This window comes from Microbacterium sp. XT11, assembly GCF_001513675.1.
GTDB lineage: Bacteria > Actinomycetota > Actinomycetes > Actinomycetales > Microbacteriaceae > Microbacterium.
Genome location: NZ_CP013859.1, coordinates 178,971 through 202,312 on the forward strand (window position 1 = coordinate 178,971; position 23,342 = coordinate 202,312).

24 protein-coding genes and 1 tRNA gene are annotated in these 23,342 nt (G+C 71.5%); 7 read left to right on the plus strand and 18 right to left on the minus strand.

All coding sequences use genetic code 11. From position 1 onward, the window contains the following. Nucleotides 1-54: 54 nt before the first annotated feature. The 4 genes from AB663_RS00930 to AB663_RS00945 all read right to left on the minus strand — a co-directional run bounded on the left by AB663_RS00930 (nucleotide 55) and on the right by AB663_RS00945 (nucleotide 3,966). Entirely contained in the window at nucleotides 55-1,428 is a 1,374-nt protein-coding gene (locus AB663_RS00930; protein WP_067194632.1) for an FAD-dependent oxidoreductase, read from the minus strand. Between the two features lie 54 nt (nucleotides 1,429-1,482). Next, a complete protein-coding gene (locus AB663_RS00935) occupies nucleotides 1,483-2,544 on the minus strand; it encodes a polyprenyl synthetase family protein (RefSeq protein ID WP_067194636.1) in 1,062 nt (353 codons plus the stop codon). Nucleotides 2,545-2,578: 34 nt separating this feature from the next. Next, nucleotides 2,579-3,304 (minus strand): class I SAM-dependent methyltransferase, encoded by a 726-nt coding sequence (locus AB663_RS00940; RefSeq protein WP_067194639.1) that lies wholly within the window; start codon nucleotides 3,302-3,304, stop codon nucleotides 2,579-2,581. Between the two features lie 104 nt (nucleotides 3,305-3,408). Continuing rightward, nucleotides 3,409-3,966, minus strand: coding sequence for a DUF402 domain-containing protein (locus AB663_RS00945; RefSeq protein WP_067194642.1), 558 nt, complete (start codon nucleotides 3,964-3,966; stop codon nucleotides 3,409-3,411). A gap of 131 nt (nucleotides 3,967-4,097) precedes the next feature. Between AB663_RS00945 and AB663_RS00950 the strand changes: the two genes are divergently transcribed. Beyond that, entirely contained in the window at nucleotides 4,098-5,429 is a 1,332-nt protein-coding gene (locus tag AB663_RS00950) for an isochorismate synthase (RefSeq protein WP_067194646.1), read from the plus strand. 48 nt (nucleotides 5,430-5,477) lie between these two features. Here the strand turns inward: AB663_RS00950 and AB663_RS00955 are convergent, their stop codons facing one another. Genes AB663_RS00955 through AB663_RS00965 form a run of 3 tightly spaced genes read right to left on the minus strand, consistent with a single transcriptional unit; the run spans nucleotide 5,478 to nucleotide 8,354 of the window. Further along, the gene (locus tag AB663_RS00955; protein ID WP_067194649.1) at nucleotides 5,478-6,320 is read right to left on the minus strand and encodes a polyphosphate kinase 2 family protein; all 843 of its coding nucleotides are present in this window, start codon (nucleotides 6,318-6,320) and stop codon (nucleotides 5,478-5,480) included. Between the two features lie 16 nt (nucleotides 6,321-6,336). Further along, nucleotides 6,337-8,010, minus strand: coding sequence for a 2-succinyl-5-enolpyruvyl-6-hydroxy-3-cyclohexene-1-carboxylic-acid synthase (gene menD, locus AB663_RS00960; RefSeq protein ID WP_067194652.1), 1,674 nt, complete (start codon nucleotides 8,008-8,010; stop codon nucleotides 6,337-6,339). Next, nucleotides 8,007-8,354, minus strand: a complete 348-nt coding sequence (locus tag AB663_RS00965) for a PLD nuclease N-terminal domain-containing protein (RefSeq protein WP_067194654.1) — start codon at nucleotides 8,352-8,354, stop codon at nucleotides 8,007-8,009. Before AB663_RS00965 ends, menD begins: the two co-directional genes overlap by 4 nt. 84 nt (nucleotides 8,355-8,438) lie before the next feature. On the opposite strand from AB663_RS00965, the gene AB663_RS00970 reads away from it, so the two are divergent. Beyond that, nucleotides 8,439-8,876, plus strand: coding sequence for a TetR/AcrR family transcriptional regulator (locus AB663_RS00970; RefSeq protein ID WP_232304595.1), 438 nt, complete (start codon nucleotides 8,439-8,441; stop codon nucleotides 8,874-8,876). Between the two features lie 16 nt (nucleotides 8,877-8,892). Here AB663_RS00970 and AB663_RS17045 read toward each other — a convergent pair. The 6 genes from AB663_RS17045 to AB663_RS00995 all read right to left on the minus strand — a co-directional run bounded on the left by AB663_RS17045 (nucleotide 8,893) and on the right by AB663_RS00995 (nucleotide 14,872). Beyond that, nucleotides 8,893-8,965 (minus strand) — tRNA-Met (locus AB663_RS17045). 94 nt (nucleotides 8,966-9,059) lie between these two features. Further along, entirely contained in the window at nucleotides 9,060-10,454 is a 1,395-nt protein-coding gene (locus AB663_RS00975; protein ID WP_067194657.1) for a DUF6716 putative glycosyltransferase, read from the minus strand. Beyond that, nucleotides 10,451-11,323, minus strand: a complete 873-nt coding sequence (locus tag AB663_RS00980) for an N-acetylneuraminate synthase family protein (protein WP_067194660.1) — start codon at nucleotides 11,321-11,323, stop codon at nucleotides 10,451-10,453. Before AB663_RS00980 ends, AB663_RS00975 begins: the two co-directional genes overlap by 4 nt. A gap of 83 nt (nucleotides 11,324-11,406) precedes the next feature. Next, nucleotides 11,407-12,552 (minus strand): acylneuraminate cytidylyltransferase, encoded by a 1,146-nt coding sequence (locus AB663_RS00985; RefSeq protein ID WP_083511036.1) that lies wholly within the window; start codon nucleotides 12,550-12,552, stop codon nucleotides 11,407-11,409. Nucleotides 12,553-12,554: 2 nt separating this feature from the next. Then, nucleotides 12,555-13,898, minus strand: coding sequence for a polysialyltransferase family glycosyltransferase (locus AB663_RS00990; RefSeq protein ID WP_067194666.1), 1,344 nt, complete (start codon nucleotides 13,896-13,898; stop codon nucleotides 12,555-12,557). Further along, a complete protein-coding gene (locus AB663_RS00995; protein ID WP_067194669.1) occupies nucleotides 13,895-14,872 on the minus strand; it encodes a glycosyltransferase family 2 protein in 978 nt (325 codons plus the stop codon). The genes AB663_RS00990 and AB663_RS00995 overlap by 4 nt, the downstream gene beginning before the upstream one ends. A 104-nt stretch (nucleotides 14,873-14,976) precedes the next feature. Between AB663_RS00995 and AB663_RS01000 the strand changes: the two genes are divergently transcribed. After that, a complete protein-coding gene (locus tag AB663_RS01000) occupies nucleotides 14,977-15,888 on the plus strand; it encodes a hypothetical protein (protein ID WP_067194672.1) in 912 nt (303 codons plus the stop codon). After that, nucleotides 15,885-16,160, plus strand: a complete 276-nt coding sequence (locus tag AB663_RS01005) for a DUF4229 domain-containing protein (protein ID WP_067194675.1) — start codon at nucleotides 15,885-15,887, stop codon at nucleotides 16,158-16,160. The genes AB663_RS01000 and AB663_RS01005 overlap by 4 nt, the downstream gene beginning before the upstream one ends. Before the next feature lie 105 nt (nucleotides 16,161-16,265). Here AB663_RS01005 and AB663_RS01010 read toward each other — a convergent pair whose 3' ends face one another. From AB663_RS01010 to AB663_RS01020, 3 genes are all read right to left on the minus strand, one after another. Then, nucleotides 16,266-17,243, minus strand: coding sequence for a 1,4-dihydroxy-2-naphthoate polyprenyltransferase (locus AB663_RS01010; RefSeq protein ID WP_232304596.1), 978 nt, complete (start codon nucleotides 17,241-17,243; stop codon nucleotides 16,266-16,268). A 63-nt stretch (nucleotides 17,244-17,306) separates the two neighbouring features. After that, on the minus strand, nucleotides 17,307-17,597 hold the full coding sequence (locus AB663_RS01015; protein ID WP_067194681.1) for a DUF4287 domain-containing protein: 291 nt from the start codon (nucleotides 17,595-17,597) through the stop codon (nucleotides 17,307-17,309). Between the two features lie 11 nt (nucleotides 17,598-17,608). Next, a complete protein-coding gene (locus AB663_RS01020; RefSeq protein WP_067194684.1) occupies nucleotides 17,609-17,971 on the minus strand; it encodes a cupin domain-containing protein in 363 nt (120 codons plus the stop codon). A 45-nt stretch (nucleotides 17,972-18,016) separates the two neighbouring features. On the opposite strand from AB663_RS01020, the gene AB663_RS01025 reads away from it, so the two are divergent. Then, nucleotides 18,017-19,039, plus strand: coding sequence for an ArsR/SmtB family transcription factor (locus tag AB663_RS01025; protein ID WP_083511037.1), 1,023 nt, complete (start codon nucleotides 18,017-18,019; stop codon nucleotides 19,037-19,039). Between the two features lie 30 nt (nucleotides 19,040-19,069). Here the strand turns inward: AB663_RS01025 and AB663_RS01030 are convergent, their stop codons facing one another. After that, nucleotides 19,070-19,522, minus strand: a complete 453-nt coding sequence (locus AB663_RS01030; RefSeq protein WP_067194691.1) for an Lrp/AsnC family transcriptional regulator — start codon at nucleotides 19,520-19,522, stop codon at nucleotides 19,070-19,072. A 70-nt stretch (nucleotides 19,523-19,592) separates the two neighbouring features. Between AB663_RS01030 and AB663_RS01035 the strand changes: the two genes are divergently transcribed. Then, nucleotides 19,593-21,020, plus strand: a complete 1,428-nt coding sequence (locus AB663_RS01035; protein ID WP_067194694.1) for a DUF6421 family protein — start codon at nucleotides 19,593-19,595, stop codon at nucleotides 21,018-21,020. 55 nt (nucleotides 21,021-21,075) lie between these two features. Continuing rightward, nucleotides 21,076-21,717, plus strand: coding sequence for an SDR family NAD(P)-dependent oxidoreductase (locus AB663_RS01040; protein ID WP_067194697.1), 642 nt, complete (start codon nucleotides 21,076-21,078; stop codon nucleotides 21,715-21,717). A 64-nt stretch (nucleotides 21,718-21,781) separates the two neighbouring features. Here AB663_RS01040 and AB663_RS01045 read toward each other — a convergent pair whose 3' ends face one another. Next, nucleotides 21,782-23,293, minus strand: coding sequence for an MFS transporter (locus AB663_RS01045; RefSeq protein WP_083511038.1), 1,512 nt, complete (start codon nucleotides 23,291-23,293; stop codon nucleotides 21,782-21,784). Nucleotides 23,294-23,342: the final 49 nt, after the last annotated feature.

Consider the following 23,342-nt stretch of genomic DNA (forward strand, 5'->3'; position numbering starts at 1 on the left):
GTCAGGCTATCCGAACCTCCCTGCGCGGGCCGCGCGGTCGGCGACCCGGCGGGGTCACTCCCCTCGCGAGACGCGCACCATCTCCTCGCGCGGAACCACCTTCACACGCGCGCGGTCCTGCGGCGCGCCGAGGGCGATCTCGTGCTCGTCGAGACGGTGCCAGCCGTCGAGGTCGGTCCAGCGCACACCGCGCTCCTCGAGCAGCGCTACGACGGCATCCTCCGACGGCTCCTCCGGGCGCCACCACGACCCCTGGTCGTTGATGAGGTGCCGCACGGTCTCCATCGCATCCGACTTGGTGTGGCCGATGAGGCCGACCGGTCCGCGCTTGATCCACCCCGTGGCGTACACGCCGGGCACGCGCTCGTTCGAGTCCTTGTGGAGCACCTGACCCTCGTGGTTCGGGATCACGCCGTGCTTCTTGTCGAACGGAACGCCCGGAAGCGGGGAACCGAAGTAGCCGATCGCGCGGTACAGCGCCTGCACGGGCACCTCGCGGAGCTCACCGGTTCCGACCGCCCCGCCCTGGCCGTCGGGACGGGTGCGCTCGTAGACGAGAGCGGCCACACGACCCTGGTCGTCGGTGCGCACCTCGACCGGCCGCGCCCAGAAGTGCAGGTGCAGGCGGCGCGACGCGGAGCCGCCCGCGTTGTTCACCGACTCGCGCTTGCGCCACGACTGCAGGATACGGTCGATCACCATGACCTGCTTGTTGCTGGCGATGGCATCCTTCGACGCCTCGTCGTAGTCGAAGTCCTCGTCGTACACGACCATGTCGACGTCGCGCAGCTCGCCGAGCTCACGCAGCTCCAGAGGCGTGAACTTCACCTGCGCGGGGCCGCGGCGGCCGAACACGTGCACGTCCGTCACCTTGCTGGCCTTGAGACCCTGGTACACGTTGTCCGGCACCTCGGTGACGAGCAGATCCTCGGCATGCTTCGCCAGCATCCGCGAGACGTCGAGCGCGACGTTGCCGTTGCCGAGCACCGCCACGGATGCCGCGTCGAGCGGCCACTCGCGCGGCACGTCGGGGTGCCCGTCGAACCAGCTCACGTAGTCGGCGGCGCCGTACGAACCGATCGCGTCGATACCCGGGATGTCGAGCGACGTGTCGCGGATCGCGCCCGTGGCGAAGATCACCGCGTTGTAGTGGCGCTTGAGATCGTCGAGCGTGATGTCCTCACCGAACCGCACGTTGCCGAAGAGACGGATGTCGCCCCGGTCGAGCACATCGCGCAGCGCGGTGATGATCCCCTTGATGCGGGGGTGATCGGGCGCGACCCCGTAGCGGACCAGACCGTACGGTGCAGGCAGCTGCTCGAAGAGGTCGATCGACACGTCGAACTTGCGCTCGGCCTTCAGCAGGATGTCTGCGGCGTAGATGCCGGCGGGGCCGGCGCCGACGATGGCGAGTCGGAGCTTGGTCATCGGAGTCCTTTCATCGGGCACGGCATCCGTCATCACCGCACCGCAGAGGCGGGATCAGCTGGAGCGCTCGGCGAGGGTCTCTGCGAACCGGGTCAGCGCGTCGCGCACCGTGCCCTTGGGCAGGGGTGCGAGCGCGTCGATCGCGTCGCGAGTCCAGGCGAGGGCGAGCTCGAGCGTCTTGTGGGTGACGGCGTGGTCGCGCAGTTCGGCGAGCGGTCCGTCGAGGATCGACGGGTCCTCTCCCCCGGCGATGCGGGCCACACCCTCGTCGATACGCCGCGCGAGGTCGACCGACGCCTCATCGCTCTCGGCCTTCAGCAGCAGGTACGGCATGGTCGGCACGCCGGCGCGCAGATCGGTGCCCGGCACCTTGCCCGTGTCCTCCGGCTTGGCGGAGAGGTCGATCACGTCGTCGAGCAGCTGGAACGCGACGCCGATCTTCTCGCCATAGACGCGCATCGGCTCTTCGTACTCCGTCGGCGCGTTCGAGAAGATGACGCCGGCCTGCGTCGCCGCGGCGATGAGCGAGCCAGTCTTGTCGGCGAGCACCTGGATGTAGAAGTCGATCGGCTCGTCGTCGGGCTGCGCGCCGATCGTCTCGTGCATCTGCCCCAGCACGAGGCGCTCGAACGTGTCGGCCTGCAGCCGGATGGCGCGGTCGCCGTGGCGCGACATCAGCTGGCTGGCGCGCGAGAAGAGGATGTCGCCGGTGAGGATCGCGATGCTGTTGCCCCACACGGCGTGCGCGGCGGGGACACCGCGGCGACGGTCGGCGCCGTCCATGACGTCGTCGTGGTACAGCGACCCCAGGTGCGTCATCTCCAGCGCCTTCGCGACGTCGATGACGGCATCCGTGTTGCCCTCGCCCAGCTGGGCGGACAGCAGCGTCAGCACGGGACGGATGCGCTTGCCCCCGGCCTCGTAGAGGTAGCGGCTCGCGGCGTCGGCGAGCGGGTCGGCGACGCGCACGTCTTCGGCGAGCCCCGTCTCGACGAGTTCGAGCCCTTCTTCGATGCGGCGGGCGACGCGGCGGGCTGCGGGCCCGACGAACACGCGGTCGCTGAAGCCGAGACGGCTCGCGAGTCGCGAACCCGGGGCGGTGGGGCTCGAAGTCACGCTCCCAGCCTACCCGGGCCGTGGAGGCGCTCGGTCACGCGGATGCTGGCTTGCGGGCCCGGTGCAGCGCCACGATGCCGAAGGTCAGGTTGCGGTACGCGACGTCGGTCCATCCCGCCTCACGGATCCACGCCGAGAGCGTGCGCTGGTCAGGCCACTCGCGGATCGACTCGTTGAGGTAGTCGTATGCTTCGCCGTTCGTGCCCGCCAGGCGTGCCACCCGCGGCAGCACCTGCGCGTTGTAGAAGCGGTAGGCCCCGCGGAACAGGCGCCCCGGCGGAGTGGAGAACTCGTTGATCACGAGGCGGCCGCCGGGCTTGGTCACGCGGAACAGCTCGCGCAGGGCACGCTTGGGGTCGTGCACGTTGCGCAGCGCGTACGACATCGTGACCGCGTCGAACTCGTCGTCGGCGAACGGCAGGTTCTCGGCATCCGCCTGCACGAACGACAGATTGCGGATGCTGCCGTGACGCCGGCGCCCCTCCGCGAGCATGCCGGGAGAGAAGTCGGCAGCGACGACCTGTGCGCCGCTGCGTGCCAGCGAGGCCGACGACGAGCCGGTGCCGGCGCCGAGGTCGAGGATGAGCTCGCCCGGCTTCGGGGCGACGGCGCGGGTGGTGGCCGCGCGCCACAGCGCGTCGTTGCCGACCGTCATGACGACGTTGGTGCGGTCGTAGCCGCGGGCGACCTGGTCGAACATGCCGCTGACGCGGGCCGGGTCTTTGCCGAGGTCTGCGCGGTTGGGCTCTGTCGGGGTCACCCGTTCAGTCTAGGCGCGCGGGCTGGGCATCCGCCCGGGGCTGTCGGGGGTCGAGGGCATGCGGCGAGCGCGTTGCGCCGCGCGGGCGTGGAGGGCGTCCTGGGTCAGAGCGGACGCGCGAGGCCGAGCGCTTCGAGCCGGTCGAGCCAGGGGTCGGCCGTCGCGTCATCGAACGGCGCCACCCGGTCGCGCACCCGCTGCTCGAGGTCGAGCGCCAGCGCCTCCAGCGTGGACATCACCTCACGCGGGTAGCCATACAGCGCGCTGTGCTCTGCCCACTCGTCGCGGTCGTCGACCCACGTGCCCCGCTCCGACTCGACCCGGATGACGTCGAGATCCATGTCGATGCCGGTGACGAGGAGCGGGTCGTCGGACCATCCGATCTCCCACCCCAGATCGATGTACACCCGCATGCCCTTCGGATGTCGGCGGTTCACGGTGAGCGCGAAGTCGCCCTGCCGCGGGACGAGCGTCACGTTGGGCGAGGCCGCGAAGAACTCCGCGCCGGGCCGCGCACTGTGCCACCCGGCCGGCTGGCCGACCCAGTCGCCCCAGGCATCCGCGCCGAGGTACACGCACTCGTGCCGCCAGTGCGGCGACCCGTCCCACTTGCGCCACTGGAAGACGATCTCGGTGCCGGGTGCCGGGCGGGCGTCGCTCATCTCCCCACCGTATTCCCCGCCCCGCTCAGGTATGAGTTGTGGTCGGATTTTCGGCGAATTTCCGACCACAACTCATACCTGAGCGAGGGGCGAGGGGCGAGGGGCGAGGGGCGGGGAACTAGGCTGGGAGGGTGAGCAGCAGGCTGGTCGTGACGACCCGCGAGATCGATCCGGTCGAAGATCCCCTCGCCTACGCGGATGCCGCAGCACCCCTCGTGTGGCTGCGACGCGGCGACGGCATCGTCGCAGCCGGATCCGGAGTCGCGGCGACGATCCGCGTCCCCGCGGGAGCCGACGGCATCCGCTCCGCCGTGATCGCCGAAGCCTGGCGCGGCCTCACGTGCGATGCCGAGATCGACGATCCCGTCGGACTCCCCGGCACCGGCCTCGTCGCGTTCGGCGCCCTGACTTTCGACGAGCGCTCGTCGGCCGACAGCGTGCTGATCGTCCCGAGCGCCGTGATCGGGCGCCACCGCGGACGCACCTGGCTCACCCGCATCCGCACCACCGACCCCGACCCCACCGACACCACCGCCACCGATCCCACCGACACCGGCGCCGGCGCCGCCGACCCCACCGCCGCCGACCCCAGCCCCACCGACACCGGGATGCCGGATCCGCGCGAGTACGGTCCGCACTGGGCGGGAACGGTCGGCCCCGGCGCGCAGAGCCCCCAGGGCTATCAGGACTCCGTGCGCCGCGCGCTCGAGCGCATCGCCCGCGGCGAGGTCAGCAAGGTCGTCCTCGCCAGAGACCTCACGGGGACGATCCCCGCGGCATCCGATCTGCGCAGACTGGTGCGCGCGCTCTCCACGGGCTACCCCGACACCTGGGCCTTCGCCGTCGACGGCCTCATCGGCGCGAGCCCGGAGACCCTGGTGACCGTGCAGAACCGCACCGTCACGGCGCGCGTCCTCGCCGGCACGATCGGACGAGGAGCGGATGCCGACGCCGACACGGCCGCTTCCGCCTCGCTCGCGTCGAGCACGAAGGACCTCGATGAACACCAGTACGCCGTGCAGAGCGTGCTCGCGTCGCTGCGCCCGCACACGCGCGCGCTCGCGGCCAGCGAGCAGCCGTTCCTGCTGAAGCTGCCGAACCTGTTCCACCTCGCGACCGACGTCGAAGGCGAGCTCGCCGAGGGCGGCTCCTCGCTCGACCTCATCGGGGCGCTGCATCCGACCGCCGCCGTCGCGGGAACCCCCACCGATGCCGCGATCGAGGCGATCCGCGAGCTGGAGCCGTTCGACCGCGGCCGCTACGCCGGACCGGTGGGCTGGGTCGACGCGGCAGGCAACGGCGAGTGGGCGATCGCGCTGCGCTGCGCGCAGTTCACCGCCGGATCGGACGACATCGCGGTCACCGCATACGCGGGCGCCGGCATCGTGTCGGGATCGGATCCGGAGTCGGAGCTGCTTGAGACGCGGGTGAAGTTCCGCCCGCTCGTCGACGCCCTCGCCTGAGCCTCGCCCGGCCGCGCCGAGCCGGCGAAGCCGCCGGCAGTCCGCCGCTCAGGTCGCGGCGAGGCGCTTCTTCTCGGCCTCGATGTCGAAGTCGGCCGCCGGCCACTGCGGATCGATGTCCTGCAGCGCCGCGAGCAGCAGCTCCTGCACCGCCAGACGCGCATACCACTTGTGGTTCGCGGGGACCACGTGCCACGGTGCGACCTCGGTCGATGTCCGCTCGAACACCGTCTGGTACGCCTGCATGTACTCGGGCCAGCGCATCCGCTCGTCCACGTCGCCCGGGTTGTACTTCCAGTACTTGTCCGGGCGTTCGAGCCGCTCCATGAGCCGTTCCTTCTGCTCCTCCGGTGAGATGTGCAGCATCACCTTCACCAGCCGGATGCCGGAAGACGCCGCCTCGGCCTCGAACGCGTTGATCGCGTCGTAGCGCCGCTCGATCTCGTCGGCCGGAGCCAGAGCCCGCACGCGCGCGATGAGCACGTCTTCATAGTGGGAGCGGTCGAACACCCCGATGAACCCCGGCTCCGGCAGCCGACGGGCAACGCGCCACAGGAAGTCGTGCTCGAGCTCCTCGGGCGTCGGGGCCTTGAACGCCGACAGCGCCACGCCCTGCGGATCGACGCCGCCCACCACGTGCCGCACGATGCCGCCCTTGCCTGCCGAGTCCATGGCCTGCAGCACCAGCAGCACGGAGTCGGCTGCGATGCCCGACCGGCTCTGCGCGAAGAGGCGCTCCTGAAGCTCGTTGAGCTCGACGAGCCCGGCGGCGAGGTCTTTCTTCCCCTGCGACTTGCCGCCGGAGTACCCGGGAGTGGAGTCGGCGTCGACGTCGTCGAGTCGGAATCCCTCCTCGACGCGGAGCATGCGAGTCCAGGCGTGCGCGTTCATGCACACATCATGCCAGTCAGCGGGCGAGCGGCACCTCGATCAGCTGCCGCCCCGTCACCGGGCCCGTGAGAGCCTGATCGAGCGCCGCACGCGTCGTGACCCGCCGGAACTCCCAGCCGTAGGCGGCGGCGAGCGACGCCAGGTCGACGGTGTGCGGCGTGTAGAAGGCGCGGTCGAGATCCGCGGCCGGCGCGGATGCCGCGACCTCGAGCCCGTCGAAGATCGTTCCTCCGCCGTCGTTGCCCACGATCACCTGCATCCGGGGCTGCGGCTCGTCGGGGGGCAGCAGCAGCGCGCCGACGTCGTGGAGCAGAGCGAGATCGCCGAGGAGCACCCGCGTCACGCCGTGGGCGCCCTCCGCCTGGCTGGCCACCGCGATGCCGGTGGCGGTGGCGATGGTTCCGTCGATGCCCGCGAGACCGCGGTTGGCGTGCACCGGCACCTTCTTGCCGGGGAGCACGGCATCCGCCACCCGCACGAGACGCGACGAGCCGAACACGAGACGGTCATGCGGCCACGTCGCCCGCCACACGGCATCCGCGAGCAGCGCACGGTCGAGCGGGGTGCGCACGGCGTCGAGCTCCGCTCGCACGGCCTCGCGCCGGGTCGCAGCGTCGGTCGAGGTGAGACCGTCGGCGTCGGGGGCCGGTGCACTGAGATCGACGGCGAGCGGTGCGGATGCCGAGAGCCATTCGCCGAGCCACTCGCGGTCGGTCGGACCGTTCTCGATGCCGAGGGCTGCGGCCGCTCGCGTGCGCCCGTTGAGGTCGAGGGCTTCGCCCCCGTGGCGGACGGCGATCACGTCGACGTCGGTGCGGGAGATGAGCCTGGCCACCTCACGGCTGAGCGTCGGATGCCCGAAGACGACCACCCGCTCGATGCGGTCGGCGAGCTCGCGGCGGTTCAGCAGCTCGCGGTAGCCGTGCACGAGATGCCGCCCGAACCGCGCGCCGCTGACCACCTCGGCGATGAGCGGCCATCCGCCGTCGTGCGCGAGCTGTTCGGCCGCGGGTCCGGCATCCGCCCCCGCGACGACGAGCGTGCGCGGCCCGCGCGCGAGCAGGAAGGGCGGCCCGCTGAGAGCATCCGGGGCGTCGCCAGGCACGACGTCGATCGCGGGGAGCGCACCTGACAGGGGTTCGCGGGTCGGGAGGTTCACGTGCACCGGACCGGCGACGCCGGCGAGCCCGTGGCCGTCGGGCGGCAGCTCCGCCCCCACCGCTGCGGCGACCGCGACCGTGGCGAGTCCGGTCCAGTCGCCGTCGCCGGGGACGGGCGCGTCGACCGCCCAGCGCACGAACGCGCCGAAGAGGCCCGGCTGCACGGTGGCCTGGTTCGCGCCGACCCCGCGGAGCTCGGGCGGGCGGTCGGCGGTCAGCAGGAGAAGCGGGACGCCGGCGTGGAACGCCTCCATGACCGCAGGCAGCAGATTGCCGACGGCAGTTCCCGAGGTGCACACGACCGCGGCGGGAGCACCCGTCTCCCGCGCGAGCCCGAGTGCCGTGAAGCCCGCCACGCGCTCGTCGATGCGCACGTGCACGCGCAGCAGGCCGCGGTCGGCCAGCGCGACTGCGGCGAGCGCCAGAGCCTGCGAGCGCGACCCCGGTGAGAGCACGAGATCGCGCACGCCGTTCGCCACGAGGTCGGCGAGAAGGGATGCCGCCGCATCCGTCGCCGGCGACGCGGTCACGGACGAGGGTCCGTCGTCGAGCCGTCGTTCTCGTCGTCGAGGCGGGCGAGCTCGGCCTCCAGCTGAGCGATGCGCGCGTCCTGCTCCGACCGGCTGAGGCTGCGCAGGAACTCGGGGTCGTCGTCGGGGGCACGAAGGCGTTCGCCCTCTCCGTCGGCGCGGCGCCGACGGCCCAGCGCGAACCAGAGCACTCCGCCGATCACCGGGATGAGGATGACGATGGCGATCCAGGCGGACTTCGACACACCTCGGTGCCGCGTCGCCGGCTGCGCGGCGCAGTCGACGATGCTGAACACCCAGAACACGACGGCCAGGAAGCCGCCGATGATCAACAGTCTCGCCACTCTTTCAGTGTAGGCGCGTTCGGCGCGTGCGGCTCCGCGAGCGTCAACACGACCTCTTGACACATTCGTCTAGACGAATGTGTCGTGGCGAAGGCGCTCGTCTTCGACGAAGACGACGAGCAGCGCGAGCGGCTCCTCTCCCCCGTGCGCGACCGTGCGGACGGCGTCGGGATCAGCCGCGCGATCCGCGACCTGTACGCCGCCGAGGTGAACGCGAACGTCGACGAGCACGGCGAGGACGTGGCGCGGGTGTTCATGCGCTTCCTCAACGCCACGCCCGCACTGCGGGACTACGCCGCGAAGATGTGGCTACGGCACGAAGACGCCCTCGCCGCGGCGATCGCCGACGAGCTCGGCCTGCCCGCACCCACGCGCGAGATCCGCGTCTACTCGCGATTCGTGCTGCAGCTGCAGCTGCTGGTGACCGACAGCGACGACCCGCTCGCGACGCTCGACGCCGGGTTCGCGGTGCTCGAGAACGGATGGGGCGAGACGGAGGGGCAGCTGCGCGGCCGCGCGTAGCCGGAGGCCCTTCTCGACGCGACGGCGGGAGTCGAACCCGCAGCGCTGCCGGGTATGAGCCGGAGCCCGGGACCACCCGGATCGCCGCGATGACCCCGACGCTACCGGCCACGGGTGGCGAAGGCCAGGGGCGTTGCCTGGGATAACGCTCCGAGTCGGCGGATGACGCCGGCCCGGAGCGCCTCATCGGCGGATCGAGTCGTGGAACGGGTTCGGCTCGAGCGTGAAGTCGGTCGTGGCGTCGGCCCAGGTGCCTCCACCCGCCGCCGTGCGGCGGCGTTTCACCGCGGCGAGCGCCCGCGCCGCCGGGACACCGGCGAGAAGCGCCGTGCGCCCGGCGGCGCTGCGGTCTTCACGGCCCAGCACGCTCGCACGGTGCCATGCCTCGTGCAGCGCTCCTCCGCGGGCGGCGGGCACCCGGCGCGCAGGCAGGGCACCGGCCCTGCGCATCGCGACGAGGGCCTCGACTCGCTCCCACCACGTCGACTCCGCCTCCGGGTGGAAGTAGTTGTCACGCAGCCACCCGGGATGCGGATGCCGGAACCGCCCGCCGACCACCTCATTGCGTCCGCCCAGCAGGCCGCTGCCGACGAACACCGTGTTGAGCAGCGACTTGCTGACGCCGAACGTGTCGAGCGCGATGACGGGAACGCCCTGAGCGACGGCCTCGATCGCCGCCGTCGAGCTCACGGTCACCAGGCCTGCGGCGGTCTGCAGCGCTCGCGACATGGGCTCGTACGAGAACACGAGGTTCTCGGGGCGGCGCCCGTCGAGCAGCTCCGCATAGCTGTCGCGCTCGAGGTGCGTCTCGGTCTCACCCGGGCGCGACCGCAGCTTCACGACGACACGGCGGTCGGGATCGGCGTATGCCGTGCGCAGCAGCAGTGTCGCGATCTCTGCCCGCTGCGAGCGCACCGCCGGTACGAGCGCTTGCGCCGCGAACACGATGTCGGTCGCGGGAGTCCGCCGTACGTGTCCGCCCGGAGAGACGGGGGAATCGATAGGCGCCGGCCGTTCGTCCACGAGAAGCCCGCCGACCGCGTGCGTGCCGGCGCGCTGCGGGCTCAGCATCCGCTCGCGCGGCCTCGCGAATGGCAGCGTCGCGAGCGCCGTCGGCACGTGCACGCCGATGCGCCGCCCGAGCTCGTCGAAGGCCCGCACCTCACGGTGGGAGTGCACGACGAGGAGATCGACGTGCCTGCGGTAGTCGAGCGCGCCGCGCTGCGCGGGGATCGCCATGCCCGGCAGGCCCGCGACCGTCACCGGCCGCTGGTCGAGCGCGTCGATCACGCGGCCCAGCAGCCGCACGAACGGTCCCCGTCCGGCGAGCAGCACCACGTCGGGGCGCTGCGCCTCGAGCCAGGCCCGGGTGTCGGCGAACGCGAGCCGCGTGACGTCATGCGGCTCGACCCCCGTGTCCGACAGCGCCGCCCGCTCCTGCGCCGCGCTGGCCGACAGCGGGGTCTTCACGAGCAGGAGATGCCGACGGATGCCGGCGACGGAGCCCAGCAGCGACGCCGACCACTTCACGAACGAGTCGGCGTCGGCGATCGCGACGACGCGCAGCGAGTCGCTCATGCCGGGACGCGCCGCAGCTTCGCCATCGGGGCGCGCTCGCTCTCGAACACGCGCTTCACACCGTCGCCGAGGGCCGTCTCGATGACGCGGATGTCGCGCACGAGGTGCTCCAGGCCCGCGGGCTCGAGCGACGCCGCGTGATCGGAGCCCCACATGGTGCGGTCGAGCGTGATGTGCCGTTCGACCGCGACGGCCCCGAGGGCGACCGCGGCCAGCGAGATCTGCAGCCCGCGCTCGTGCCCCGAGTAGCCGACGGGGATGCCGGGGTAGCGGTCGCGCAACGTGGCGATGACGCGGAGGTTGGCTTCTTCCGGCTCGAGCGGATAGGTCGACGTGGCGTGCATGAGCACCACGCGGTCGGTGCCGAGCGTGTCGAGCGCGCGATCGATCTGCTCGATGGTCGACATCCCGGTGGAGAGGATGACGGGCTTGCCCGTGTCGCGCAGAGCCTGCAGCAGCTCGGTGTCGGTGAGGCTCGCGGGGGCGGCCTTGTGCGCGACCACGCCGAGATCTTCCAGGAACGCGACGCTGGGCACGTCCCACGGCGAAGCGAACCAGTCGAGGCCCATCATGGTGGCGTGGTCGCCGATCTCGATGTACTCGTCGCGGCCGAACTCGACGCGGCGGCGGTACTCCAGATAGGTCATGGTGCCCCACGGCGTCTCGCGCGGCACGTCGCGCATGTGCTCGGGGGTGGAGATCTCCGGCGTGCGCTTCTGGAACTTCACGGCATCCGCGCCCGCGCGCGCTGCCACGTCGATGAGGCGCTTGGCGATTTCGACGTCGCCGTTGTGGTTGAGGCCGATCTCGGCGATCACATACGCGGGGCGACCGCCGCCGATCACGCGCGAGCCGATGCTGACAGTCATGGTTCCTCCGGTCGTCGAGTGCCTTCTCCCCTGACTACGCGCGCAGTGTGAACGGCGCGCGACGGCCGGGTTACCGGCGGCGGTCAGCCCGGCAACACGCGTTCGACGAGCTCGCGGACGGCGCCGTCGCCTCCGGAGCGCGTGAGCACCACGCGCGCGGCGGCGATCACGCGGGGGTGGGCGTCGGCCACAGCGACGGGCCACCCGACGATGCGCATCGCGGGGAGGTCGTTCACGTCGTTGCCGAGGTACGCGATGTCTGCCAGGTCGAGACCGTTCTCGGCCGCCCACCCGCGCAGCGCCTGCTCCTTGTCCTCGATGCCGTGCAGCACGGGCACGCGCAGCTTGTCGGCGCGAGCCCGCACGACGGGGTTGACCTCGGTCGACAGGATCAGCATGGGCACTCCGGCCCTGCGCAGCAGCGACACGCCCATGCCGTCCTCGCGGCTGACCCGCACCCGCTCGCGCCCGTCGGCGTCGATGAGGGCCGTGTCGTCGGTGTGCACGCCGTCGAAGTCGGTCACGACCGCCCTCGCGGGAATCGGATGCCGCGGCTGATGCAGCGCGGCGAGCGCTCGGGCGATGGCGAGCTGCTGCTCGTCGTCGATCTCGATCGCACTCCACTCCGGCACCTCGGCGATCGCCACGCGTCCGAAGAAGCGGTGCCCGCTGCGACGGAAGCCGGCGGCGGTGAAGACGTAGAACGCCCCCGTCTCGAGGTAGTGCGGTTCGCGGTCCTGCCGCCGCGGCCGGTGGTCTGCGTCGTGGTTGATCGCCGCGGCCTGTCCGTCTCGTGCGCGGCGCCAGAGGAACCCGTACGTCTCGTGCGCGGAGAAGACGCTGTCGGCGGCTCCGGCCCGCACCAGGGCCACGGCGTCGGCGAGGGCATCCGAGGGGATGAACGGCGACGTGGCCTGCAGGAACGCCACGACCTCGACGTCGACTCCGCTGCGGCCGAGCTCGTCGAGCGCGTGAAGGATCGCGCTCTCCGACGATGCGGTGTCGCCGGAGAGCTCGGCGGGGCGACGCACGATCGTCGCGCCCGCCGCGCGCGCGACCTCGGCGATCTCGTCGTCGTCGGTCGACACCACGACGAGGTCGATGCCGCCCGCCGCCGCGGCCGCCTGCACGGCGCGCGCGACCAGCGGCACCCCGCCGACCCGGCGCAGGTTCTTGCGCGGCACCTGCTTCGACCCGCCGCGCGCAGGGATGATCGCCACCGTCGTCATCGTCACCGTCCTCTGATCGCCTTCCATGCCCGTCCGACCCGGCGCCGGGCGCCGAGCGCCGTGAGGCGCCACTCCTCGACACGCCCCACTCCCCCTGCCGGACGCAGGAGGCGCTGGAGCGCGGTGCCCGCCGGCGCGCCGGGCAGGCCGAGCTCGGCCAGGCGCCGCGCGTCGAAGTAGCGGGCGCGGTCGGCGGGAGTGATCGTCGCGAGCAGCTGCTCCGCTCTGTCGCGCAGGTGCGCGGCGACGACGGGCTGCATCGCATAGCCGACGGCGTCGACGAGCAGTTGCAGCTCCTCGGCATCCGGTGCGGACTCGCTCCGCGTGAGGGCGTCGACGATGGTGGCCGGGATCCGGTTGCTGTTCTCGAACGGCGCCAGTCGCGCGAGTACGTCACGCGTGCCGGCCGACGCGATGGGGATGCCGTACAGCGCCCGCACGGTCGGCAGCGCCGTCGAGAAGCCGGCGACGACGACGCGCGCGTCGAGGCGCCGCGCCAGCAGCTCGGCGGGCACAGCCCCCGTGTGCTCGGCGAACGCCACGCCCCTCGCCTCCGCTCTCGCACGCAGCGCGCGCGTCAGCTGCGGCGGGGCCGACGGATGCGGTCGGAACACGATGCGCCGCGGAGACCACTCCAGCGCGCGGTCGATGAGACGCTCCTGCAACGCGAGCTCCTCGTCGGCGGTCATGAGCCCGAGCGCGGCGAGGTACTGCCCGAGCACGAGCGCGGTCGGGGCGTCCCGATCGAGCACTGCGTCGTGCGGGCTTCCGTCGTCCGTCTCCTCCAGTGCCGTCCGGAACGCCGCCGGCGGCACCGGCACGCAGGCGGCCGCAGGCGACCCGGCGAGCGGGCGCACGCCGGGCACGACGTCGGCGTACACCACCCGCACGATCCGCGCCGCCACCGGATGCGGCATCCGCACGCGCAGCGGCGAGTACGTCATGAGCCCGTCGCCGACGATCGTCACAGGGGCGCCGGGGAAGAGCTCGAGCAGAGTGCGGGCGGGCGCCACCTGCGGGCTCTGCACGAAGAGCTCCACCGTGCGCGGATCGACCCGCCATGCGCGGGCGAACAGGCGGGAGAGCAGGGGCAGCTCCGCCTCGTCCGGCGTCCAGCCGCTCGGATGCAGCGGACCGAGCAGCGCGTCGAGGTCCTCCACCCGGTCGAAGCGCGCCCGCAGCGAGGCCAGGGCGGGGTTGCGGGCGATACCGGTGCTCGTCTCCGGCACCCGCGCGGAGTGGAACGGAACGAGCACGCGCTCCCCCGGCGGCAGCAGACCGGCGTCGATCGCGGCGCTCGCCGTCGCGAGACCGTAGGCGCTGTGCAGCGCGAACACCTGCGTCATGCGCGGCCGGCCTTCCGGAGGCTGCGGGCCAGCACGCGGCGACGGGGGCCGTCGAGCCTCGTGAGCGCACTCGCGACCTCCGATTCGGGCAGTCGCGCGAGGAGTTCGCGGATGCTCTTCCGCATCTCCCGGCGCAGCGCCGGAGCCATGCGCCGCGAGCGCACGAGATGGTGCGAGCTGAGCGCGAGCGCCGTCCAGACCGCCTTGGGGAGGAACCGCTCGCCCTCGGCATCCGCCTCCACCACATCGAGCACCTGCGTCATCGCGCGCGCGAAGTCGAGCTGACGTCGATCGTGCACCTGGGTGAGTGAGGTCGAGACGCCCCGCCGGTAGAGCAGGGCCGGCGCGTCGACGACGGCGAACGACCGGGCCCCGAGGTGCAGCCGCCAGATCCACGGGCGGTCCTCGGCCGTGAAGAGCCCGTCGGGGAACTCCGCCAGCCCCTCGTCGAGCATCCGGCGATGGAACAGGCCGGCCCACGCGAAGGGATAGTCGACCATCGACGGCTCGTCCACGGGCAGGATCGCGTCGCGCGGCGGCAGCGCCCGCTCGCGCCACGGGTGAGGCGCCCGCACCAGCATCCGCTCTCCGTCGCGCACCGTGACGTGATCGGTGCGGACGAAGTCGCACGCCAGCTCGGTCAGGCGGTTCGCCAGCGCCTGCAGGCGCAGCGGCTGCATCCAGTCGTCCCCGTCGATGAAGCCGAACGCCTCGCCCTCCACGTGCGCGAGGCCCTGGTTGCGAGCGCTCGCGAGGCCACGCGGTCCGTCGTTCGAGAGCACCACCGCGTGCGGGAACCGCTCGGCGTAGTGCCGCATGGTGTCTCCCGTGCCGTCGCGCGAGCCGTCGTCGACCGCGACGAGCTTCAGCGCCGTTGGATCGTCGAACTGACGGGTGAGGGTCTCCAGCGTCGTCCCGATGAAGGGCGCCGCGTCCTTCGCGGGCAGGATCACGGTGACGAGGGGCGAGCGCATGGTGCCACGGATGCTGGCACGAGCGGCTGTCCGCCCGGCGACGGGAAGGTGAACGCGGAGTGTCCTCCCCCACGTCTCCCAGGCGGATCCGCCACCATGGACGGATGCTGTGGCCCTTCCGCCCGACGTGGCGCCCGATGCGCCGGAGCTCGCACGACACCGTCGATCTGCGCTGGCTCACCGCGAGGTCGTGGTCGCAGCGGTGGTACCCGCAGGGCATCGACCTCGGCATCCTCGACGGGCGGCGGATGCTCGCGGTCGGCTGGTTCCGGCAGGACAAGGAGCGGCGCCATCTGGCCTCGCGCGTCTCCTTCGTCGACCTCGACCGTCCGCGTCACCGCGACGTGTTCCTCGCGGTGCCCGACGCGGACGGACGCCTCGCTCCCGCCCGCATCCACGTCGGCGGCCTCGCGTGGTTCGGCGACCGGCTGTTCGCGGCGGCGACGCGGGAGGGCGTGTGGGAGTTCGACCTCGGGCGCCTGCGCCGGGTGCGCGGCGAGGCTGCGCGGCAGGTGACCGCGTCGACGCGCCGCGATGCGGTCGTGGCCGTGCGGTCGGCCGTGCATGACATCGACCTGCGGTGCTCCTTCCTCGGCCGGGTGCTGGATGAGCGGGGAGAGACGGAGCAGCGGGTCCTCATCGGCGAGTACCGCCCCGACGACGCGGGGCGCATCGGCGAGTTCGTCGTGCCGCAGGGGCCGCGCGACCGCTTCGTCCCTCAGCGCATCGTCTCCCCCGGCATCCCGCGCCTGCAGGGCGCCGTGCGGTGGGGCGACCGGCACTTCGTGTCGCAGTCGAACGGCATGCGCCCCGGCGTGCTCTGGAGCGGACCGCTCGACGCGCTCCGCCCGCACGCCGTGCCCCTGCCGACGGGCTGCGAAGACCTGGCTCTCGACCCTGAGCGCGGCCTGCTGTGGTCGCTCGGGGAGCATCCGTGGCGGCGCGTCGTGCGCGGCATCCCGCTCGCCCGTCTCGGCGTCGAGCACCCCCGAGGCGAACGTAGACTGGACGGGTGAAGCCCGCACCGATTCTCGTCTACACCGTGCTGCGGTTGCTGGCGTTCCTCGTCCCGCTCGCGATCCTCTGGTTCTTCTTCCCGATCTTCCGCGAGTTCTGGTGGCTGGCGGCGATCTTCGCGGCCCTCATCGGAGCCAGCATCTCGCTGCTCTTCCTGCGCGCGCCGCTCGCCGACGCCTCGACGCGCCTCTACGAGCGCCGCCAGGAGAGGTCGGGCAAGGCCGACGCGGATGCCGAGGACGACGCCCTCGACGGCGACCGCGACGCCTGACCCGCACCGGGTCTCACCGAGGGTGGCCGCCGCGAGGCACCCGGCGCACGGCAGCCGATGCGCGGCACCCGCGGCGTCACGGCCGCCGCAGGGCAACCGGTCGGCTCAGCCGACGAACGCCCAGAACAGCGCGCCGGCGTAGAGCAGCGCCGTGAGCGAGGTGAGCGCCAGCGCGATGACCAGCTCGGCGGGCTTGCGATAGGTCCACACGATCAGCAGGGCGGGCAGTCCTGCCAGCAGCGCCAGCAGCGCCAGCCAGGCGATCGGGAACAGCAGCGCCAGCAGCACGGCGATCGCGAACGGCACGAGCAGGAAGAGCGAGTACAGCACCTGGGTCGCCCGCTTGCCGATCAGCACCGTGAGCGTGCGCTTGCCGACGAGACGGTCCTGGTCGATGTCGCGCAGGTTGTTGGCGAGCAGCACCGCGCACGCGAACAGGCCTGCCGCGACCGCCCCCAGCCACGCCTGCTGCGGGAGCGCGAAGATCTGCACCCAGGTCGTCCCGAGGGTCGCCACCAGGCCGAAGAACACGAAGACGAAGACCTCCCCCAGCCCGAAGTAGCCGTAGGGGCGCTTGCCGCCGGTGTAGAACCACGCGGCCACGATGCAGGCGGCGCCGACCGCGATCATCCACCACTCCTGCGTGCGGATCACGATCGCGAGCCCGACGACCGCGGCGAGCGCGAAGAAGGCGAGCCCCACGATGAGCACGGTCTTGGCCTTCACTCGGCCAGAGGCGGTGAGCCGGGCCGGTCCGACGCGGTGGGCGTCGGTGCCGCGGATGCCGTCGCTGTAGTCGTTCGTGAAGTTCACGCCGATCTGCAAGAACACCGCCACGGCGAGGCAGGCGAGCGCGATCACCCAGTGGAACTCGGGCCCGGTGCTGCGCGCGGCGCCCGTCCCGATGACGACGGGTGCGACCGCGAGCGGCAGCGTACGCAGGCGGGCCGCGCCGATCCAGTCGCCGATCGTCACCGGTGCGAGCTCGACGACGGGCTTCTTGGCCGGGTTCCCGCTGACGCGCTTCGGGGTGCGCGCGGACTTCTTCTTGCGCTGGTTCTTGCGTTGGGAGGATGCTGCCACGGAGGGAATCCTAGTGGCAGCATCCATGCGGGCCCTGGCGTCGGTCACGCCGTCGCGGCCGCGTCAGGAGACGGGCTTGGTGTCTTTGCCGTCGAGCCACAGCGTGTCGGACTCGTCGGCGTGAGTGCCGTCGGTTCCGACGTGCTTCGCGCTGATCTGCGGCCCCTTCGTGATCACGTGCACGAGGGCCATGCCGTACCCGCGCGACAGGTCGTAGTCGGCCTTGAGCCACTCGAGGATCGGGGTGGCCTTGGTACCGGGGCCGAACCCGCGCTCCGCCGCGAGCTCGATGAACTGCCGAGGGGTGAGGCCGGTCTTGGTCTCGATGTTGTCGAGGTACGCCTGGAAGGACATGGTGCTCCTGGTCAGTCTTCGTCGAGGAACGTCTGGATGATGGTGGCGGAGGCGTGGATGCCGATGAGGCGCAGGACCCCGTCTCCGATGTTGACGAACCGGTGCGGCACGTAGGCCGGGCCGGTCGCGGTGTCGCCGGCCGTGACGACGATGCTCTCGTCGCCGACGGTGATGCGAGCCGTGCCCTCGAGCACGACCCAGGTCTCGGAGTACGGATGCCAGTGCAGGCCCGGGCCCTCGCCCGGCTGGTTCTCGACGTAGAAGTACGAGATGTCGGCGCCGTGCTCACCGCCCTCGAAGCGGCGGCTGCGGCGCGTGCCGATGCGGATGTCGGCATCCGCGACGACGTCGATGCGATCGGATGGAGTGTTCATGCGTCCAGTGTCGACAGACGTCTTCGCGCACCCTAGAGTTTCGACGTGGATCGAAACGTGCCGGTGGAGGGCGCGGAGCACCCGGACCACCGCGTCGAGTTCCACCTCGGACCCGGCGACATCCAGGCCGTGCGGTTCGGCGTCTCGCCCGGGCACGAGCTCGCGCACGCCGTGCGAGTGCTGCTGCGCCCGGCACAGCATCCGCTGCAGTGGGGCTGGCTGAGGTCGGTGCGCGAGCGCCTCCCCCGCGAGCCGTTCGCGCTGCTGGCCCGGGTGATCGGCGACGACGGCTACATGCCCGACTTCGTCACGGCCGATCCCCGGTGGGACATGACGCCGGACGACGAGCTGGAGTCGCTGCGCTCGGCCGACCTCGACGCGATGCGCGTGGACCTCGGCAAGATGATCGTGCGGTCCACGGGTGCGCGGCAGCGGATGCTGCGCGAGATGAGGGACGACCCCCGCCGGGCCCGCGCGGACATCGCCGTTGCCTGGTCGGCGGTGTGGGACGCCGCCCTCGCCCCCGTGTGGCCGCAACTCGACCGGCTGCTGCGGGCGGACATCGCCGTGCGCGCGCGGGTCATGGCGAGTGCGGGCATCGCCGGGATGGCAGGAGGCCTGCATCCGAACGTCAGCTGGGGCGAGGGCGCCGTGCGCGTGCGGCTGCGCCGGCACAGCGAGCGGGTGGACTGCCACGGGAGCGGCCTCGTGCTCGTGCCGTCGGTGATGTCGTCGTGGGGATGCATGGTCATCACCGAGCCGCCGGCCCAGCCGACGCTCTTCTATCCGGCGCGCGGGGTCACGGCCGGGTGGGCGAGGGCCGAGGCCGAGATCGGCAGCGCGCTCGGTGCGCTGCTCGGCCCTGCGCGCGCCGGCATCCTGCTGTCCGCCGGCACCGCCCGCACGACGTCGCAGGTGGCGGCGGACGCCGGGATAGCGGTGTCGACCGCCTCGCATCACCTCACCGTGCTGCGTGAGGCAGGACTCGTGGCGAGCGAGCGCGACGGTGCGCGGATGCTGCACCAGCGCACTCCGCTCGGCGAAGCCCTGGTCGGCGCCGTGCTCTGACGAACCAGCGGAGCGGGCGCTGGCGCGCCGTCAGCGCTCGACGGGGATGATCGGCCGGTGCTCGTAGTAGGTCTGGAGGACCACCGTGGTGCGCGTGCTGACGTTGGCGGCCAGGCGGATGTCGCGCACGAGATCTTCGAGGGCGCGCGGTGACGGGACTCGCACGAACAGGATGTAACTGGCGTCTCCTGCAATCGAGTGACACGCTTCGATCGCGCTGAGGTGCTCGAGCAGCTCCGGTGCGTTGTCGGGCTGCGCCGGGTCGATCGGAGTGATCTCGATGAACGCCGACAGCGGCATTCCCGCCTGCTCGGGGTCGAGGATCGCCCGGTACCCGGTGATCACGCCGCGGGTCTCGAGCCGCTTCAGCCGGGACTGGACGGCCGAGACCGAGAGGCCGACGGCCTCGGACAGCTGAGCCAGCGTCACCCGTCCGTCACGAGACACCTCAGCCAGGATCGCACGGTCGACAGAATCATCCATGCGTGGAATAATATCGTGCGCAAGCGGCATTCGCCGGAAAATTTCCATTACCACGCGATCGGAGGGTCCGATGTCCATCATCAACAACGCACAGGCCATCATCGGCGAGCCCGAGGTCGTCGAGGACGCGTCCGTCGCCGAGAAGAGCGCGGCGTGGGCGCAGCTGAAGGCGGCAGCCATCGCCATCCGCGAGCTCCAGGTCAAGGACGGCTCGATTCCGGATGCCGCGCATCACACCGCCGCGCGTGAGCACGTCGCCGCGATCACGGCGGGCATCCGCGCACTCGCCCCCGCGTTCCCGCACGATGCCGAGTACCTCGCGGCATCCGTCGCCGACTTCGAACGCTGGGCCGCCGCGGACTTCGATGTTCCGGACTTCCTCGACTCGCTCGTGGCGTTCCAGCCGCAGCAGCACCGGATCGACGGCATCCGCCACCTCGTGGTATTCCCGATGTACACGCAGAACGGTTCGAGCGACCGGCTCATCGAGGCGCTCATCGTCGAGACCATCTGGCCGGAGTTCATCGCGGCGCTCGAGGCCGGCGACTACAGCAACAAGCTGTTCGTCTCGCTCCGCCTCGTCGACTTCACGCCCGGGTACGACACGAACTCCGCCGTGCTCTTCCCCGAGACCGTCGCGATGCGTGAGATCCCGTCGTTCACGTGGGGCGCGATCTTCCAGGACCGCGAGGCCGCCCGGTACCGTCGCGTGGTTCGCGCGGCTGCAGAGATCACCAACCTCGAGCTGCCCGAGCGCGCGGCTGCGATGCTCGACGACCAGGCTCTGGCCGAGCGGGCCTTCGTGATGTGGGACATCATCCACGACCGCACGCACATGCGCGGCGACCTGCCGTTCGACCCGTTCATGATCAAGCAGCGGATGCCGTACTTCCTCTACTCCCTCGAGGAGATGCGCTGCGACATGACCGCGTTCCGCGAGTCGGTGAAGATCCAGCGCGCACTCACCGCGCGCGTCGAGGCCGGCGAAGAGCTCACCGCCGCCGAGCAGGAGATGCTCGAGCACGCGCCGCTCGTACAGTACGCCGTGATCTTCGACCGGATCTTCCGGTTCGCGATCACCGGCAACCGCGTGCGCAACTACGACGCCGTCGGCGGACAGCTGCTGTTCGCCTGGCTGCACCAGCGCGGCGTGCTGCACTGGACCGACACGGCGCTCGCCTTCGACTGGGAGAACGTGCCGGATGCCGTCGTGGCTCTCGGCGACGCGATCGACGACCTGTACTGGCGCTCGATCGACCGCCCGAAGGTCGCGCACTGGCTGGCCGCGTACGAGCTCGTGCGCAGCACGCTCACTCCGCACCCCGCGTCGAAGTGGGCGCGCGGCCTCTCCGACGAGATCCTCGCGGGAGCCCCCAAGGGGTACACGGATGCCGTGCTCGACGACGAGTTCCCCCTGTCGATGTTCTTCGAGACGCTCGACAAGAAGATGAAGCCGGTCATCGAGTCGACGGTCGGCATCCGCGGCACCGACGACTGAGATGGGAGGCCGGGGCCCTGGGGGTCCCGGCCTCTGTCGCAGAGAGGAACCTTCCATGAGCGTGAACGGCCGCACCATCGTGATCGCGGGAGCGACGAGCGAGGCGGGTCTCACCGTCGCCCGCGCACTGATGGACGAGGGAGCCCGCGTGGTCGCCACCGGACGGGATGCCGGCCGCCTCGTCCCGCTGGCCGATGCCGGGGCGCACGTCGAGGTCACGGACGCGACCTCGTTCGAGGAGATGACACAGCTCGCCTCTCGGCTCGGCGCCGTCGACGGCGTGCTTCCGCTCGTCGGCGGATGGCGGGGCGGCGGCGGCCTGGCCGGGCAGACGGATGCGGATCTCGACGCGCTGCTTCCGGCGCTGCAGGCCGTGCGTGCGGCGAGCCGTGCGTTCGACGCAGCGCTGCGTGCGTCCGACGCGGGCCGTTTCGCCGTCGTGTCGTCGACCGCGGTGGCGCGTCCTCTCGCCGGCGGTGCGAACTACGCCGCGATGAAGGCGGCGAGCGAGGCATGGGCCCGCGCCGTCGCACAGGGCTTCGCCAAGGCTGCGCGCGATGCCGAGACGCCGTTGCGGGCGGCATCGGTCGTGTTCCGCGCGAAGGGCGCCTTGGACGCCCCGGCTCTCGCCGCGGCAGTACTGCGGCTCTGGGACGGTGACGCGGCCGACCTCAACGACCGGATCATCGACCTCTGAGCCTCACTGCGTGCTCGCGTCCCGGGCCCTGAGCCTCAGGGCGCTCGCGTCACGGGTCGTGGGCTCACTGCGTGCTCGCGTCGTCGTTGCTCGGCGGCGCGAGCCCGTCACGACCGGCCCGTCCGCCCCGCGCCGTCACAGGGTCGATGCTCGGAACCAGAGGGTCGGCATCCGGTCCACCCGCGGAGGCGTGGCGGGATTCGGCACCGTCACCGTCCGCAGGCGCCGCAGCGGCCTCGTCACCCGCCCCGTCGATCTGCTGTGCGGGCGCGTTCGCGTACAGCTCGGTCAGCTTCCGGTACGAACGGGTGAGGAAGGCCAGAGATCCGGCCACCACCATGATGAGCCCCGCGAACAGGCAGATCAGGGCGATGCCCCGAGCCTGCCCTTCGCCGAGCAGCCAGCCCCATCGCGCCGCACCCTCGGGACTCTTCATGTACGGGATGACGAGGAACTCCGCGATCGGCGCGATGAGGAACGCCGTGATGGGCGCGGCGGCCGCCTCCATGGCGGCGGCGACGCCGAACACGCGGCCTTGACGCTCGTACGGGACGACCTTCTGGATGACGGTCTGCTCGGCCGCTTCGGCCGGAGGCACGAGCGCCATGTACAGCCACATGCCGATCACGTACAGCGGCCACCACTCCCGCAGCATGAAGACTGCGCCGAGGAGGCCCATCGCCATCACGATCAGCAGCAGCGTGCGCATGGGCTTCGGCCCGAGTCCGAACTTCGCCACGAGGCCGCCGCCGATGAGGAAGCCCGTCGAGGCGAAGGCGAGAGCGAACCCCCACGTCTGCGCGTCGAAGAGCGTGAGGCCGTACGGATCCATCAGGGCCATGTAGACCCCGCCGATGAGGTTGTTGAAGGTCGAGAAGACGATGAGCGCGAACAGGCCGGGCGCGAGACGGATGGCCTTCACGCTGCCCCGGAAGTCGAGGGCACTGGACGCTCCGGGATCGGGCTGCGGCGTGCCCTCGGGGATGCGGATGAAGAGCAGGTGCACGAACGTGAGCGCCATCGCCGCGATGGCGATCGCCAGCGTCCATCCCATGCCGAGGAAGCCGATCGACAGGCCGGAGAACACGCTGGTGACGAGGAACGCGAGCCCCTGCACCGTGCCGACGAGGCCGTTCGCCCTGTCGCGCTTGTCTTCGTCGACGAGCAGCGTCACCGTCGTGGACAGGGCGATGTTGCGCAGCTGCTCGATCACGCCGCCGCACAGGATGATGAGCGCGAAGAGCCAGAACCACGGTCCGCCCAGGTCGAGCAGCGCCGACTCCGGCTGCCAGACGTAGAGGAGACCCGCGACGAGGAAGGCCACGGCCGACACCACGCTCGACACGAGCATGACGGCGTGCTTGCGATGCCGGTCGACCAGGGTGCCGAACACCATCGCGAAGAACGCGATGAGCAGCATGTACGCCCCGCCGATCACGCCCGTGGCGAGCACCGACTGCGTCTCGATGTACACCCAGAAGGTCAGCGCGAACCAGAGGAAGCTCGTAGTCACGTTGGCGATGAGCGTGTTGACGAGCACGTTGGCGAAGGCGGTCTTGGCTGCGGTGCGCTGCATGGTTCGAGGGTAGGGCGGGCCTCCGACATCCGGTAGGGCAGGGGTGAAT

What these genes read in the sequence shown, in the direction of transcription:
- AB663_RS00930 (WP_067194632.1), bottom strand. Translation starts at nt 1,428, where the DNA reads ATGACCAAGCTCCGACTCGCCATCGTCGGCGCCGGCCCCGCCGGCATC.
- AB663_RS00945 (WP_067194642.1), bottom strand. Translation starts at nt 3,966, where the DNA reads ATGAGCGACGCCCGCCCGGCACCCGGCACCGAGATCGTCTTCCAGTGG.
- AB663_RS00955 (WP_067194649.1), bottom strand. Translation starts at nt 6,320, where the DNA reads ATGAACGCGCACGCCTGGACTCGCATGCTCCGCGTCGAGGAGGGATTC.
- AB663_RS00975 (WP_067194657.1), bottom strand. Translation starts at nt 10,454, where the DNA reads ATGAGCGACTCGCTGCGCGTCGTCGCGATCGCCGACGCCGACTCGTTC.
- AB663_RS00980 (WP_067194660.1), bottom strand. Translation starts at nt 11,323, where the DNA reads ATGACTGTCAGCATCGGCTCGCGCGTGATCGGCGGCGGTCGCCCCGCG.
- AB663_RS00985 (WP_083511036.1), bottom strand. Translation starts at nt 12,552, where the DNA reads ATGACGACGGTGGCGATCATCCCTGCGCGCGGCGGGTCGAAGCAGGTG.
- AB663_RS00990 (WP_067194666.1), bottom strand. Translation starts at nt 13,898, where the DNA reads ATGACGCAGGTGTTCGCGCTGCACAGCGCCTACGGTCTCGCGACGGCG.
- AB663_RS00995 (WP_067194669.1), bottom strand. Translation starts at nt 14,872, where the DNA reads ATGCGCTCGCCCCTCGTCACCGTGATCCTGCCCGCGAAGGACGCGGCG.
- AB663_RS01000 (WP_067194672.1), top strand. Translation starts at nt 14,977, where the DNA reads ATGCTGTGGCCCTTCCGCCCGACGTGGCGCCCGATGCGCCGGAGCTCG.
- AB663_RS01015 (WP_067194681.1), bottom strand. Translation starts at nt 17,597, where the DNA reads ATGTCCTTCCAGGCGTACCTCGACAACATCGAGACCAAGACCGGCCTC.
- AB663_RS01020 (WP_067194684.1), bottom strand. Translation starts at nt 17,971, where the DNA reads ATGAACACTCCATCCGATCGCATCGACGTCGTCGCGGATGCCGACATC.
- AB663_RS01030 (WP_067194691.1), bottom strand. Translation starts at nt 19,522, where the DNA reads ATGGATGATTCTGTCGACCGTGCGATCCTGGCTGAGGTGTCTCGTGAC.
- AB663_RS01035 (WP_067194694.1), top strand. Translation starts at nt 19,593, where the DNA reads ATGTCCATCATCAACAACGCACAGGCCATCATCGGCGAGCCCGAGGTC.
- AB663_RS01040 (WP_067194697.1), top strand. Translation starts at nt 21,076, where the DNA reads ATGAGCGTGAACGGCCGCACCATCGTGATCGCGGGAGCGACGAGCGAG.
- AB663_RS01045 (WP_083511038.1), bottom strand. Translation starts at nt 23,293, where the DNA reads ATGCAGCGCACCGCAGCCAAGACCGCCTTCGCCAACGTGCTCGTCAAC.